The following is a 14,596-nucleotide window of genomic DNA, read 5'->3' as shown; positions in this document are numbered from 1 at the left end:
CCTGGAGCAGAATGCAGGCCGCCAGGCTTTCCTCCCGTTTTTGGCTACTTCACGCGATGTTGAACTAAAAGCACTGCGCCAGCTCAGATAGCTGTGAGCCGATGGGTCTTCAGTCGCTCTCGTGATGCCTTGCCAATCGCTCAAGCGCTGCTCTGAGTGATGGGTCTTCAATCTGAACTGCCGTTTCTCGCAGGCTGGCTGCGGCTACCCTGGAATGCTTCATTTTGCGAACTGGTGGTGCTTTTTTGACCAGTGGCGGTTGAACCTTGCAATGTATTTTCGTTAAGGTTGCAAACTCTGTGTACGCCTGCAATTGGCGTATCAGCCGTTTTTGCTGGTAGCGCATCCGGGTCGCCCAATGGCTGTCCGTGACCACGAGTCGGAGTACACCATCGCGCAAGGATGCAACACGGCAATGCTCACGCGCAGCCGGTTCCATGACTGTTTCCAGCAGTATCTGCAGGCGCTCAACTGCTCGAGCCTTTGCGAACAGGCCTTTCAGGGTCGAATGGGTGCGTATCAAGTCACCAGGTTGGCGAGCATCCAGCGGAGTAAAAGCCATGAGAGAGAGCGAACCGGAGTTATTGAGCAACAGGCATCCTATCAGAATGACGAAGCCAGTTGTCTGGGGATCATGACGTGAACATTATTATACTTACTGACCGCCACGGCTCCGCCAGGGCCCTCACTTTAAGCACGCCCTGGGTAATTCTTGCAGCGGTAATCATTCTTGCAATGCCCGCCGCAGCTGCCGTCCTGACCTGGCAGGCGCTGGATTCCAGACCTACCTTGTCCAGCCAGGTTGTCGATTATGACCAGTTGTGGCATGACACACTGCAGGAGTATCAGGCCGACGCCTCTTCCGAAGAATCCCAGGCCCAGCTGGAACGCATGACCCAGCAGCTGGGACGGCTGCAAACCCGACTTACCCGTCTGGATGCGCTCGGCGAACGCCTGACCGAGCTGGTCGATATGTCCGACGGTGAGTTCGATTTCAATACCGACCCTGGCATGGGTGGTCCTGAGTTGCGGAAGGACAGCATGCGCTATGAAGGGCCAGAGGTTCAGTCGGTGATCGATCAGTTGGCTGAACGTATCGACAATCGCACCCAGCAGTTGAGACTGCTCGAAGAGCTCGTGCTCAACCGCCAGACCGATGCCAACGCGCTGCTCGATTTCAAACCGGTGTCCGAGGGCTATATATCTTCGGGCTTTGGTCGGCGTACCGATCCTATCAGCGGTCACATGTCCCACCACTCCGGTCTCGATTTCGCTGCGCCACGCGGCACGCCGATACATGCTGTCGGAGCGGGTGTGGTAACGTTCTCGGGGCGCAACGGGGCGTATGGCAACATGGTCGAGATCACTCACGGAAGTGGCCTCAAGAGCCGCTACGCCCATGCGCACAAACTCGAAGTCGCGAAGGGTGACCTGGTAAAGAAGGGCGAAGTCATCGCCCAGGTCGGATCGACCGGGCGCTCTACTGGCCCACATCTGCACCTGGAGATATACAGCAATGGACGGGCCGTGAACCCCGCGCGTCATATTGCTTTGAAATAACCCTGCTGCATTCCTTTCTCCGCCGTACCAGCCCGCGCTTTCCGAGTCGCGGGTCAGTTATCTGAGCGCCAAAAGTCTGCGCTCCTTCCGTTACCTGTTTGTCCGTCGTGGTAGGCTGCGCTGCGACGTGTCTGTTGCCAATCGGCCGCATGCTCGGGCTGATTTTCGTGCGGTTTATTGTCTCGTCGGATTCAGAGTAGAATGCCAGATCCCCGGCAACGGCCAGGTCGGATTGATCTGGACCCGCCCACCATCAAACGGATATCGAAGTCGACTATGTTTGCGCCTTTATTGAAGAAACTGTTTGGAAGCAAGAACGAGCGTGAGCTGAAGCGTATGAACAGGATTGTCAGCGCTATCAATGCTCTCGAAGAAAACCTGAACTCGCTTAGCGATGAACAGTTGAAGGCTAAAACAGGCGAATTCAAAGAGCGGGTCGCCAAGGGCGAAACCCTTGATCAGATACTGCCGGAAGCCTTTGCTCTGGTGCGCGAAGCCAGTAAGCGCATCCTGGGCATGCGCCATTTTGACGTCCAGCTGATCGGTGGCCTGGTACTGCATGAGGGCAAGATCGCCGAGATGAAGACCGGTGAGGGCAAAACCCTTGTGTCCACGCTGCCGGCCTATCTCAATGCGTTGTCCGGCAAGGGTGTGCACGTTGTCACGGTCAACGATTATCTGGCGCGTCGGGACGCAAACTCGATGCGTCCGCTGCACGAATTTCTCGGATTGACTGTGGGTGTGGTGGTTCCCTTTCAGGATCCGATGGAGAAGCGCCAGGCCTATCAGTGCGATATTACCTACGGCACCAATAATGAATTCGGCTTCGACTACCTGCGCGACAATATGGCGTTCCGGCTGGAAGACAAGGCACAGCGGGAGCTGAACTTTGCGATTGTCGATGAGGTGGACTCGATCCTGATCGACGAGGCGCGGACGCCGTTGATCATTTCCGGCCCGGCCGAAGACAGCTCGCAGATGTACACGGCGATAAACAAACTGATCCCCATGCTTAAGCGGGGTTATCCTGCAGAAGAAGGTCAGGAAGAAGTCGATGGCCATTTTTACATCGATGAGAAAACCCGTCAGGTCGAGCTGAATGAAGGCGGTCACCAGTACGTCGAGGAGTTGCTGGTGAAAGAAGGCCTGCTGCCTGAAGGCGACAGCCTTTACGCAGCACAGAATCTCGGGCTGCTGCATCATGTTCATTCAGCACTGCGGGCGCACACCCTGTTCCACCGCAATGTTGAATACATCGTCCAGAATGACCAGGTGTTGCTGGTAGATGAGCACACTGGCCGTACTATGCCGGGCCGTCGTCTTTCCGAGGGGCTGCACCAGGCCATCGAGGCCAAGGAAGGGCTCAAGATCCAGGCTGAGAGCCAGACGCTGGCCTCTACCACTTTCCAGAATTACTTCCGTCTGTATAACAAGCTGTCCGGCATGACTGGCACAGCCGATACCGAGGCGTTCGAGTTCCGCCAGATCTATAACCTGGATGTGGTCGTCATCCCCACCAACAAGCCGATGATCCGCAAGGATTACAACGATCTGGTCTATCTGACCATCGAAGAGAAATTCGCTGCGATTGCCGCTGACATCAGAGGATGTCGGGAAAGCGGTCGTCCGGTTCTGGTCGGTACCGCTTCGATTGACTCCTCGGAAGTTGTCTCCCAGTTGCTGAATAAGGAAGGTATCGAGCACAAGGTACTCAACGCCAAGTACCATGAGAAAGAAGCCGAGATCATCGCCCAGGCGGGCCGTCCAGGCGCCGTCACCATTGCAACCAACATGGCAGGGCGCGGTACTGACATTATCCTCGGCGGTAGCTGGGAAGCGGAAATCGCCAGCCACGAGGATCCTTCTCCGGAAAAAGTCGCGCAAATCAAGTCCGATTGGCAGGAGCGTCACCAGCAAGTACTGGATTCCGGCGGCCTGCACATTATCGCCTGTGAGCGTCACGAATCACGGCGTATCGACAACCAGCTGCGTGGTCGTTCCGGTCGTCAGGGTGACCCGGGTTCCAGCCGCTTCTATCTGTCCCTGGAAGACAATCTCATGCGCATCTTTGCCTCTGACCGGGTGAAGAACTTCATGAAAGCGCTGGGTATGGAGAAGGGCGAAGCGATTGAGCATCGTATGGTTTCCAACGCGATCGAAAAAGCGCAGCGCAAGGTCGAAGGCCGCAACTTCGATATTCGTAAACAGTTATTGGAGTATGACGACGTAGCCAACGAACAGCGCAAGGTTATCTACGGCCAGCGTAATTCCATCCTCGCTGCAGAGAACGTCGAAGACACCATCACTGCGATTCGTGAAGACGTAGTCGCGTCAGCGGTCAGCCAGTTTATCCCACCGCAGAGCTTGCCTGAACAATGGGATGTGTCGGGCCTGGAGCAACACCTGGCGAACGAGTTTGCGCTCAAGCTGCCCGTACAGGAGTGGCTGGACGAAGACGACCGCTTGCACGAAGAAGGCTTGCGTCAGCGTATCCTTGAAGAGCTGGTAAAAGCCTATAAGGAAAAGGAAGAAATGACTGGCGCCGACGCGCTGCGGACTTTCGAGAAGCAGATGCTGCTGCGTGTACTGGATGACCTGTGGAAAGAGCATCTGGCAACCATGGATCATCTGCGCCAGGGCATTCATTTGCGCGGCTATGCGCAGAAGAACCCCAAGCAGGAATACAAGCGCGAAGCCTTCAACATGTTTGAAGAGATGCTCGAGTCCATCAAGCACGACACCATCCGCATCCTCAGTCACGTCCAGGTTCGCCGCGAAGACCCGGCTGAAGAGGAAGCTCGCCAGCGCCGCCAGGCTGAAGAAATGGCCAAACGCATGCAGTTCAAGCATGAAGAAGTCGCCCCGGTAGGCGAAGAGCTTGATCAGGAGGAACAGAGCACTGCGGCACCGACTGGCGCTCCGGTTACCCGGGAAGGGCCAAAGGTCGGCCGCAACGATCCCTGTCCGTGCGGGTCTGGCAAGAAATACAAACACTGCCACGGCCAGATCTGATCTGAAGCCGGCAAACCGGAGCGCCGCGTCCGGATAGCAAGTCCGGACTCCGGGAGGGTTGAGCACCACGGGCCGCGATCGGACTAGACCGGCAGCGTCAACTGATATAACGCTGATCGGGATAAAACGCTGCGCTTTGGAGGGCCGTGCTTCACCTCGACCTGCAGCGTTGCAGGTGAGCATGCGCGCTATGGAAGGTCGAGTTCCATCTCGACCAGCAGCGTCTCCCGCGAGCTCCTTGGCCGGGATGGACCCCGGCCCTCCATTGAACGTGCCGTCCCCACCTGTCACGCCGGCAAGCACGGGAGTCCGCATCTCGGACCGAAACCCTCTCTGATTACTCAACAACCTACGCTGCTCACTCTATGCGCCATCGCTCGCTCAGCTGTATCATCCCCGCTTTGAACCCCAATTGGAGATAACCCCATGGCAGTCGGACTTGGCCCGCTTCCAGCCCTTCATCCGGTCCCTGGTTTTCGTCTTGGTATCGCCTCGGCAGGCATCAAAAAGCCCGGCCGCAAAGATGTGGTAGTGATGGAAGCAGTTGAGGGCTCGACGATTGCTGGGGTGTTCACCACCAATGCGTTCTGCGCCGCTCCGGTTACCCTGGCCAAGCAGCATATGCAGGCCGCCCCGCGCTATTTGCTGGTCAATACTGGCAATGCCAATGCCGGCACCGGCAAACCTGGTATGCAGGCCGCACAGCAGACGTGCGAGGCTCTGGCTGGGCTGGCGAAGGTATCTTCCGAACAGGTGTTGCCCTTCAGCACCGGTGTGATCGGCGAGCTGCTACCGGCAGACAAAGTGATTAGCGCGCTGCCGGCTGCCCTGGAGAACCTGAGCCCGGATAACTGGGCCGCAGCCGCCTCAGGCATCATGACCACCGACACCTTGCCCAAGGGCGCGAGCAGGCACCTACAGCTTGCAGAGCAAACGGTGACCATCACCGGCATCTCCAAGGGCGCGGGGATGATCAAACCCAACATGGCAACCATGCTTGCGTACGTAGCCACCGACGCCAAGGTGGCTCAACCGGTATTGCAAAGCCTGCTGCGCGAAGCTGCTGATCTCTCTTTCAACCGCATCACCATCGACGGCGACACCTCGACCAACGATTGCTGCATGTTGATCGCGACGGGGCAGGCCGACATGGCGCCAATCAGCGATACCGCCGGTGCGGAATATCAGGTGCTGGCCGAAGCAGTAAAATCCATCATGCTCGAGCTGGCCCAGGCGATTGTCCGGGACGGTGAGGGCGCGACCAAGTTCGTTACGGTTCAGGTGAACGGCGGCGGCAACCGCGATGAGTGTCTGGACGTAGGATACGCTGTGGCTCATTCTCCGCTGATCAAGACTGCGCTGTTCGCCTCAGACCCGAACTGGGGGCGGATTCTTGCCGCGGTAGGCCGTGCTGGCGTGCCGGATCTGGACGTGGAAAGGATTAACGTTTATCTGGATGATGTTTGTATCACGCGCAGCGGTGGCAGGGCGGAAGAGTACTGCGAAGAACAGGGCGCCAAGGTAATGGCTCAGGCAGAAATCACCATCCGCATCGAGCTGGGCCGGGGCGATTTCAAAGAGACGCTTTGGACAACTGACCTCTCCCACGAATACGTACGTATCAACGCTGAATACCGTACCTGAACACCAAGCGAGACCCTCGCTTGAGGGCCTCGCTGCTGCGTCAGCTAGAGCAATATTGTGTATCTATCACTTCGCGTTCCAGTCGCACGCGACCAATCCGGTTGATAATGAGCTTTCTGCCCTCCGCCTCGGCTTTGCGAGGACAGAAGCGGAAGGTTCCCGCCTGAAAACCACCATTCAGCAACACTGACTCGCCGTGCGGGTTGTAACGTACATAGTTCGCGACGTTGGTGTTGGCGTGAACGAAGGCGACATCGGCCGGAATGTCTTCACGCAGCAGTGTCTCTCCAGCGTCATGAACCCCATTGTTGTTTCGGTCGAGGAAAATGCGCCAACCAGCGTTCCAGTCAGCGCCAATTGGCGAAACGGTCACCGGCCGATTTCGACGTACTGCTTCGGTGCGGGTGTAGTTCAAACCGCGCACCAGCCCGTTAACGCCATCATCCATTCGCTGACTGTCGATTACAGTGCCAAACGCAGGCACCCCAATTGCGAGCATGATGCCGAGAATGGCGAGCGCCACCATCAGCTCCAGTAAAGTAAATCCGTAGGACCGCATGGCCCGTCCTCCTTGACGTAAGCGGGCTACAGCCATGTGCCCGGAATGAACCGAAGCGGTTCGATACGGGAATTGTAGGTCAGCCATTCGTGATGGATCCGACCTTCCGTTGGGTTTGTGTGCGAGTTCTCGTTGGGATTCGGTCAGATGATCAATCTGTGCTTGGGTGGACATTCTTTCTGTCTGGAGTCCTTTCTCCGTGTCTTTCTGACGATAGGACGCAGCGGATCAGGCAACAGCATTTCTCCCCCTTTCCGATCAGAGTACTCTGTGACTGGATCCGAATAAAAAGCATGTCCCGAGGCGTACCCATGCAAGCTCTACAATCTCCCCATATCTTCTTCCGCCGCGTAATTTTTGATGTGACCGCCACCGAATGCCAGGTGGCAATGGAAGATGAGCATCACTACTTTGTACTCAATATAGGGCATGACGGCGAGCGCATAACCTCGGTCACCAGCACCGCACGTCGCACTCCATGGACCATCTGCCCACAGGCCGCGGCCAAGCTGCAGGAGTTCGTCGGCCAACCACTGCGTCAACGCATCGCTGTCAACCTGTCGGATATTGACGGCAAACAGCAATGCACCCACCAGTACGACCTGTTGATGGTCGCGCTCTCACAGGCGCTACGCCCAGGGCGACGCGAATATGTAGTGAGAGTGATTGGTGCCATGCACGAACACCGTCACGCGCAGCTGTGGCTCGATGGCGAGCAGCTGCTGGACTGGCGACTGCGTGGCACGCTTATCGACAGCAAGGACCAGTTTGACCAAAAAGACCTGCGCAGCATATTCCCCTGGGCAGAAGAGGAACTCGACGAACGGTTGCTCGAAGCGCTATACGTTCAACGACGCGCGGTCATGGTCGCTGCGAGCAAGGGCATCGATCTGGATCAGATCCGGGATGCGGGCCAGGTGCTGAAGGCACGCTCCGGGGCCTGTTTTGTGTTTCAGCCTGAGCGGGCAGCCAGTGCAGTGCGCGTGATCGGCAGCACGCGGGGTGATGTGTATCAGGCTGAGGATTTGTTGGTGGGGTGGGGCGAGTCGTTGAGAGAGATCTAAAAACCGATATATTAGCCCTGTGGCGGCGCCAGCTGGGATCAGCGCCAGGCGGCGGTTATGTTAGAGCCGTAGGGTTACATCTATCCCATGGGACACTGGAACGGTTTCGAGCGTCGGCTCGGACGGCAACCATTCCAGTGTTTACTGCGACATAGATTTATTTCCAGCAATCCTCGGCGTCCTTAGAGCCGCTGGCGTCTTTTTCGCCTAGTCCATTCAGCCTCAGGTTTCCACAATCGGTATCACTGAATATTTGCGTTGCTGTGAGGGCAAACCCCCCGTCAGAGCCATCGCCGGCCACGCTTACTCCCAGGGAGTATTTGCCGGTCTCGGATTTCTTGGTCGTTGCGCCATATAGTTTGGTAAGCGTATCCGCATAACCGTTGTTTTGGGCGCGATACCGTTCTTGCCGAGCGGCTGCTGTAGTTAGCAATGCTTGCCCTTCGGCCCGGTTGCCGCGAAGCACATATTCGCGATAACTGGGCAGCGCAATCGATGCCAGGATGCCGATAATGGCGACAACGACCATTACTTCGATCAGTGTGAAGCCGCGCATCGCTCTTGGATTGACGAGGCTCATTCTTCAATCTCCAGTGGAATAGTCTGCCAGCTTTGCCGGCCTTGTAGTTCGGGTGAGGTGGCAAAACCCACAGAGCCTTTAATATCAATCACACTTCCGTCGCGGGTTAGCGTGATCGGCGAATCGGATTCATAACTCGAAGGTGCTTTGCCTTGGTCGCTGTCTTTGCTGTCAAACGAGCCATCCTGGTTGAAATCAAAGGTTGGGTGCTTGGTGCGTGCTCCGGTATGCGCATTGATGCCATATGCCCAGTAAACTGCGCCATCCGCGCAAGGATCCGCACTGGGCGTTAGAGTGCCGAATAATAGTGTATTGCCGCGAGCGACCATCCTATCAACCATCATTTCGCCTTGTTTGCTGCCGACTTGCAGGTCGACATACCACCCCCATTTAAGAACCTTTTTTTTGTCGGATTCTTCTGCAGGCGTAGTACCACTTATATACCACTGGACCGGGTTGTCTGAGATATAACGGACGGTGCGCTCAACACTGACCTCGCCGGTGAAAGTAGTGCTTTTTTGCTCTTGTATCGTTTGCTGCTGAAGGTTGCTGCGAGTGAGGGAGCCTGCATCGGAACTGACAGTGGGCTGTGCTTTCGTTAGGCGATCCCAGACACCGTAAACGCTATTGGCCTTAGTGACGTCCGGAGCTGCGTCAGAATTCTCAACGTACTTCCCTGTACCGAACATGACTATATAGCCTCGTCGAGTGGGGTGGCGAACAAGGGAGGGAGGTGAAGTTATAGCCTGGATACGGGTTTGATTAGCTTCGATTGGATAGGTTGCCCGGTACAGAGGGCTATCGCCGTACGAGATTTTATAGTCGGAAGCGGTAACAGACGTCTGTTCAGCTTTGCTGAACGGGTCTGCAACCTCTTTTCCAACTGGTTTAACCAAGTCAAAACGCCAAAGGTTGCCCTTGAGGTCTCCTGCGTAAGCATAGTCGACGATGCCATCCCCATTGTTGTCGGCACCCCGAACGCTGGACAGGCCGTTAGCGCTGTTCTCCGTTTCACCGTTATCGACGACCAATTCCTTGATTAGAGCGCCGTCTTTTATGTTTATAATCAGCAAAGACGCCGCATCCTTCTCGCTGTCGTAACCGTTTCCTTGAAGGACTGCCCATTGCCCCCCATGGAGGCGAACGATTTCCGGTTCAGGGAAGGAATAACCGAGGTTGGAGTATCCTTTGGACTCGTTTGTTATTTCCCAGAGCAATTTGATGCCGCTGCCATCCTCGCCGGGGTTAGTAATGTCGAGAGCAAAAAGCGATTTACCGCCCGCTCCAAGTGTACCGACCAGTACGGTATGCCAAGCGCTGTCAAAATAAACGTCCCGAATCGTAGGTGAGCCGTCCACAAAGAATCGGTGCGCTCCGCCCTTGTATGTCTGGCCAGTGAGCTTTGGCATGTGCTTAAGCACCGCAGAGGGAACAAAGGCGAACACTTCTTTTCCATTTACAGCAGAAAAAACATGGAGCATGCCGTCGTTTGCGCCTACGTATACAAGTTCTGGTCTAGATTGGTTATCGTTGAAAAAAGTCAGATATTTGCCAGCGCTACCATCTATCTTATCGGCGATATAGGGCAGATACGAGGGCGCCCCTACCACGACTGGGGTGGAGTTTATGATATCTCCGAGGACGGAACTTCGAATTCGGAAGTTGGTGGCACTGCTACCTTCGGCATCGCGTGCTCCGCGTAGATAACGAACCCGGTTAGAACCTTTGTTATCGGTGACTGCTCCGGTGGCGTCGGGATCCATATCGAACAAGGCTTTCACCTCATCGCTCAGATTCTCGTAATCGAAGTCTCTGAGACTACTGTCCGAATTTCCCCCAGACATCTTGATATTTCGGTCCTCGGCGCTCGTAAGAAGGCTCTTGGCAGACCATTTTAGTTCGCGTTTCGAACCGCCGTTAGGCAAACGTTTGATGTCATAACGCTTTACGTCGCCTGACCAATCTTCGCTGTTATATTCCGGGAAGAAAGCACGGTTCAAAATGGTCAGATTGTAGGGGTCATCGGGATCATCAGCGCTGACAGATGTTGTCGAGCCGGCAGCCGCGGCGGTCGAGGTGCGCTCGGCGATCCGATTCAGAATGTCTTTGAAGGACTTGACTAAGGATTCAGGGCTATCGGCGCTAAAGAACTCACCGCGGGAGTTTATTGCGGCGTGCCAGAGGTCATATACCTTCCCGTTATTCGATGAGACGTTAGGCCACTCTTCGCTTCCATTTGCGATGTTCTTGTAGCCTGAGCTGTCAAAAGTTCCGTTGCTTGCATCCCAAGCCAAATTGGACTCTACCAAGGAACCTGTTAAACCAAGGCCTACGGTAAAGTTAACCATATGTTGCCATGTGGCTGGGTTGTTTCTAGGATCCCAGTATTCAGTGTCTTGGCTAGCGTCACTATATTTTATAAATGGCTTCACGTCGTTATCAATCGGATGGAGATCGGTAGCCCAATAATGCATTGCTAAATCAGCAAGCGTATCGTCTGCGTCACCTTCGTAAGGAGCTTTCGGAGAGTAGTTTATTCCGTCTGGCGTACTCCATGATTTATCATCATGCTTATATGAGGAAGGGTCGGAAGGCTTGTCGCCGTTCCAGATCCCATCTGCCATCATCACGTGATAAGCCGGCCGACAAGAATATTTACCGCTATTGCTTGTTCCTATTTCGTTCTGCCAAGCTTTATCGCTAGTGAGGAATACACCGGCGCGCTTCATCGCTCGGCGAAGCGGGGTGCTGCCATTAAAGGAGCTATTGTCTTTCATCCATTTGAAAAAATCTGTTTTGTGATCGTTACTGTAAACGGAGAAGTTTGAGCTAAGAGGGCTAGAGCTTTGGTTGATTCGTTGCCAGCTAAATCTTACGGATGAAGGTAATTCGTAGAACGCTAAATGGGCTGCGCTCAGCGTCGCCAAACCTCGGGTTCGGTAAAATGAATACCAGTTGGCGAAATTTTGTTTGTCATCGCTAGTATCCGGTTCTACCTTCTCGTAACACGAGTCGTCGTGTTTTGCTCCAGAACAGCCGCTTCGCGATTTGTCGTAGACATAGTAATAGGCTGTAGTCCCTTCGTCTCGATCATGGAATCCTGAGGAGCTTGGATGTCTCGCGTACTTCGTTCCGCCACTCCAATCATTGTTCCAGACTGGCATGTAGCTGGTGGAAAGATTGATTTTATCGGCTCCCGTAAAGCCATTCCATGGAGCTGAAGTAAAGGATGTGCTGTAGCTAGACCCATCTGCCTTTTTTGGAACTATATAATTCACATCAGGATTGTAGTAAAGCGGATTAAAATCTGACGATTTGGCCCTGCGAGTGCCTCGGCATCCTTGAGAGTTGTCGGGACAAACTGTAACGCCATTTACTTTGAAATTTTTATCGCTTAGACCGTCTGGAGCATAAGCGAACTCCATGCTTCCAGAATCATCAAGCGTAAATATTAGATTCGGCGCTACCGAGTCTACCAGCATGAGTGGGCTTTGGCTTATATCCAGATTTGACGCATGAGGCCCTGCAGAGTAAAAATATAGAGCGGAAATACCCGCACTAAAAATAGTTCTGATCGTATTAGGTAGTAAGTTCATGGCTGGCCATCCTGGCTTAGTTATAGACGCGGGCAACGGTTGAGCGGAGGCGTACCTCGCCGTAGTCGCTGCTTGCGCGACTATTGATCTCATACCGGAAAATGCCAATTCCCATCGCCATGTTTCCGTATTCGGGGTTTTCGTTTTCCCCTTGGGCGGCACCACCAGGAGTGGGTATGGCGTACCAACTGATATCCTCATTAAAATCCGTGACATCATCAGGTGCATATGCCTTTACAGGGTCGTTCTCGTCGAAGCTTTGTGTATATTGAGGAGCTTGGTTAAGCACACAGATATCCTCGAATTTGGTGCCGCAGCTACTGGTGGCATTCACCGGCCGGAGGGCTGCCTCGAAACTATATTTCCCGGGTATCTTTACCAAGGTGCCGATCGTCCGATACTCGCCGTCTTTCAGGCCTGCTTCAGAAGCGTTGAATAGCTGTTTCTGGTCAATCAGGTTGCCGGTGATCCGCGATTCAAGCGCGACTTCTCTCATGTTGGTTATCGCCAAAGTGGTCAAGATCAAAAGGAAAACGAGCGCAATAAGCAGCGTTGCACCGCGTTGATTCTTGCGATTGGCGAGGCTTGAGATGGATGTATTCATCGTGATAGGTTCCTGAGCGCAAGGGTGCTTTCAGCAGTGAGATAAAGCGCCCGGTCAGGGGTTGAAGCATCTGACTCTCCATACCACTTACTGCGCCAGGCCTGGTAGGCGGTGTTGGAATTGGAGTCGGCCAGGTTCTGGGATCGGCTTTTCAACAGGGCTGCGTAGCGCACTGAGCGTATGCGATCGGTAGCTGCTGGTGTCGTTTTGAACTCCTGGGTTTCCCGTGCGGTACCGTCGCTGGTGCCGAAGAGCAGCTTTATATCAACAAGGTTGTCGACTAGCGGCACACCGTTACACTGCAAAGAATTACCGGCGATCTGGATCTCAGTTATAACAGGAGAGACATTGACGTCGTAGGGCCCGTCGCCGCCGGTCAAAGCAGTACCATCACAAGATCTTATCGTCTCAAGGTTGGGTTGGTAGCGCAGGCACAGCAGCTGTTTTTCGCCGTCAAACGTAATGACCTCTCCTAACTTGAAAGTGCAGTTATCAGTACTAGCGGCACGAAATACATTTTCGTAGCTGTCATCGGGACGGCTTCTGTAGCCAGTCCTGTAAAGCTCTTCTTCAAACAACATTAGCGTGTAGCGGGCATTTTCAATATTGTCCGACTGTCCTTGCTGGAACACATAGTTACGCTTGTTATCAATATATAATTGTGTAATTCCCAGTATCAGTAGCGTGCTGAGTAAAAGCGCGACCATCAACTCGATCAGGGACAAACCCTGCTGGCGAATGCTCAAACGGATGGTTGTGCTCATATCTGGCTCCTGAACGTGTAGGTGCACAAAGTGTTATCTAGATCCTCTGTGGCTGCGTCCAGACAACCCTCGTTTGCAGCGCTCCACGCCAACCGGATTTCGATTGCTGCACCATCGTCGTGGCATGTGCCGGGAGTGGTCGAAGTACATGCAACGAACACGTCGGATACTTTGTCAGCATCGGGTAGGAGCATCCGAACCCTGGCTGCCCAGCATGCTACCTGCGTTTGGAGTAATGCATCGTCGATTGCAAGGCAGCCAGTTGTGGCGCCAGCAGGGAGCGAGTCGAATAGTGGGGAGTCATCTGCGCTGGACTGTAGGCTGCTGGGGCTGGAACGTATTATTTCCATTAGCTCATTAGCGAGCATGACTGCGTGTGTGCGCTCTACCGAGTCTTGCGTGTATTGGATGGCTTTACCCTGCATGGCGACCATGCCAAGTATGCCAATGGCGGTCAGAAGAATGGTGACCAAGACTTCCAGCAGGCTGAAGCCGCGAGATCCAACGCTTCTCATATTGAACAACTCCCTAGCGCGCTACCATCAGCTTTCTTTCCTTTCTGGTGCAGCTTGGTGGCACCGCTGGCTGAAACCGTAAGTAACCTGCCGGTGGCAGCTTTGTTGTCGCTACAGAAAATGGCACTGAAGTTTGGTGTGCTGGCGGTGCCGTTGGGATGGTAACTGAGAGTATTTGCGCTGGTAGCGAAGACGACATTGCCGAGGTTCAACGCCGAGCTACGTAGCGGCTCTGCGTTAGCAGAAACTGTGATCTTGGCTGCGCCAGGGTCGATTGTGACCCTGGAGGTGACCTTGCGGATCACGGCTTCGCTGCGAGCATATTGAAGAAGGGAGTTGAGCTCTTCGGCTTGGGACTCGGACCGGTTGTCGCTGATGAGTACACCGAAGCTCGGCACCGCTATGGTTGCAATGATGGCGACTAGCGCCACCACCACCATCAGTTCTATTAATGTGAATCCCTTAGCACGAATCATAATATGCCCTCCTTGCAGTGATTGGACTATATGTGGTCCGCTTGACTAGGTCTCGTTTGGCGCGATGACCGGTCGTTTTCGAGGTGCGAAAAGGATCTATGAGACGACTCACGAGATTGCCGATGCTCGAACCGACTCTAGGTCAATGAGCCATGCGACTCGCGCTAGCCAGCCTTAGCCACATGTCCTGATCCCCAACCATTCATCAAACCAATCCATCCC

The 14,596-nt window shown here is 54.5% G+C and carries 12 protein-coding genes; 4 read left to right on the top strand and 8 right to left on the bottom strand.

Annotated features, from left to right (window positions below; all coding sequences use genetic code 11):
• Window positions 1–109: 109 nt before the first annotated feature.
• Window positions 110–562 (bottom strand): DUF721 domain-containing protein, encoded by a 453-nt coding sequence (locus tag G3M63_RS00305; protein ID WP_150299745.1) that lies wholly within the window; start codon window positions 560–562, stop codon window positions 110–112.
• 77 nt (window positions 563–639) lie between these two features.
• On the opposite strand from G3M63_RS00305, the gene G3M63_RS00300 reads away from it, so the two are divergent.
• The 3 genes from G3M63_RS00300 to argJ all read left to right on the top strand — a co-directional run bounded on the left by G3M63_RS00300 (window position 640) and on the right by argJ (window position 6,216).
• Entirely contained in the window at window positions 640–1,560 is a 921-nt protein-coding gene (locus G3M63_RS00300; RefSeq protein ID WP_150299488.1) for a M23 family metallopeptidase, read from the top strand.
• A gap of 276 nt (window positions 1,561–1,836) precedes the next feature.
• The gene (secA, locus tag G3M63_RS00295; RefSeq protein WP_163981544.1) at window positions 1,837–4,572 is read left to right on the top strand and encodes a preprotein translocase subunit SecA; all 2,736 of its coding nucleotides are present in this window, start codon (window positions 1,837–1,839) and stop codon (window positions 4,570–4,572) included.
• Between the two features lie 426 nt (window positions 4,573–4,998).
• A complete protein-coding gene (gene argJ / locus G3M63_RS00290) occupies window positions 4,999–6,216 on the top strand; it encodes a bifunctional glutamate N-acetyltransferase/amino-acid acetyltransferase ArgJ (protein WP_163981543.1) in 1,218 nt (405 codons plus the stop codon).
• A 40-nt stretch (window positions 6,217–6,256) separates the two neighbouring features.
• On the opposite strand, the gene G3M63_RS19420 is transcribed toward argJ, so the two are convergent.
• On the bottom strand, window positions 6,257–6,775 hold the full coding sequence (locus G3M63_RS19420; RefSeq protein WP_163981542.1) for a GspH/FimT family pseudopilin: 519 nt from the start codon (window positions 6,773–6,775) through the stop codon (window positions 6,257–6,259).
• A 311-nt stretch (window positions 6,776–7,086) separates the two neighbouring features.
• Between G3M63_RS19420 and G3M63_RS00280 the strand changes: the two genes are divergently transcribed.
• Window positions 7,087–7,839, top strand: coding sequence for a DUF2889 domain-containing protein (locus G3M63_RS00280; RefSeq protein WP_163981541.1), 753 nt, complete (start codon window positions 7,087–7,089; stop codon window positions 7,837–7,839).
• A 157-nt stretch (window positions 7,840–7,996) separates the two neighbouring features.
• Here G3M63_RS00280 and G3M63_RS00275 read toward each other — a convergent pair whose 3' ends face one another.
• Genes G3M63_RS00275 through G3M63_RS00250 form a run of 6 tightly spaced genes read right to left on the bottom strand, consistent with a single transcriptional unit; the run spans window position 7,997 to window position 14,374 of the window.
• The gene (locus G3M63_RS00275; RefSeq protein ID WP_163981540.1) at window positions 7,997–8,419 is read right to left on the bottom strand and encodes a type IV pilin protein; all 423 of its coding nucleotides are present in this window, start codon (window positions 8,417–8,419) and stop codon (window positions 7,997–7,999) included.
• Complete coding sequence (locus G3M63_RS00270) at window positions 8,416–12,015, bottom strand: pilus assembly protein (RefSeq protein ID WP_163981539.1); 3,600 nt, start codon at window positions 12,013–12,015, stop codon at window positions 8,416–8,418. The genes G3M63_RS00275 and G3M63_RS00270 overlap by 4 nt, the downstream gene beginning before the upstream one ends.
• A gap of 16 nt (window positions 12,016–12,031) precedes the next feature.
• Window positions 12,032–12,619: a PilX N-terminal domain-containing pilus assembly protein gene (locus tag G3M63_RS00265; RefSeq protein ID WP_163981538.1), complete on the bottom strand. Its 588-nt coding sequence runs from the start codon at window positions 12,617–12,619 to the stop codon at window positions 12,032–12,034.
• Window positions 12,616–13,383, bottom strand: coding sequence for a prepilin-type N-terminal cleavage/methylation domain-containing protein (locus G3M63_RS00260; protein WP_163981537.1), 768 nt, complete (start codon window positions 13,381–13,383; stop codon window positions 12,616–12,618). The genes G3M63_RS00265 and G3M63_RS00260 overlap by 4 nt, the downstream gene beginning before the upstream one ends.
• Window positions 13,380–13,898: a type IV pilus modification protein PilV gene (pilV, locus tag G3M63_RS00255; protein ID WP_163981536.1), complete on the bottom strand. Its 519-nt coding sequence runs from the start codon at window positions 13,896–13,898 to the stop codon at window positions 13,380–13,382. Before pilV ends, G3M63_RS00260 begins: the two co-directional genes overlap by 4 nt.
• A complete protein-coding gene (locus G3M63_RS00250; protein WP_163984142.1) occupies window positions 13,895–14,374 on the bottom strand; it encodes a GspH/FimT family pseudopilin in 480 nt (159 codons plus the stop codon). Before G3M63_RS00250 ends, pilV begins: the two co-directional genes overlap by 4 nt.
• Window positions 14,375–14,596: the final 222 nt, after the last annotated feature.

It is taken from the genome of Pseudomonas sp. OIL-1 (assembly GCF_010669185.1).
Classification (GTDB): domain Bacteria; phylum Pseudomonadota; class Gammaproteobacteria; order Pseudomonadales; family Pseudomonadaceae; genus Halopseudomonas; species Halopseudomonas profundi.
Note: the sequence above shows the minus strand (reverse complement) of the source record. Positions and strands in the feature narration are given on the sequence as shown.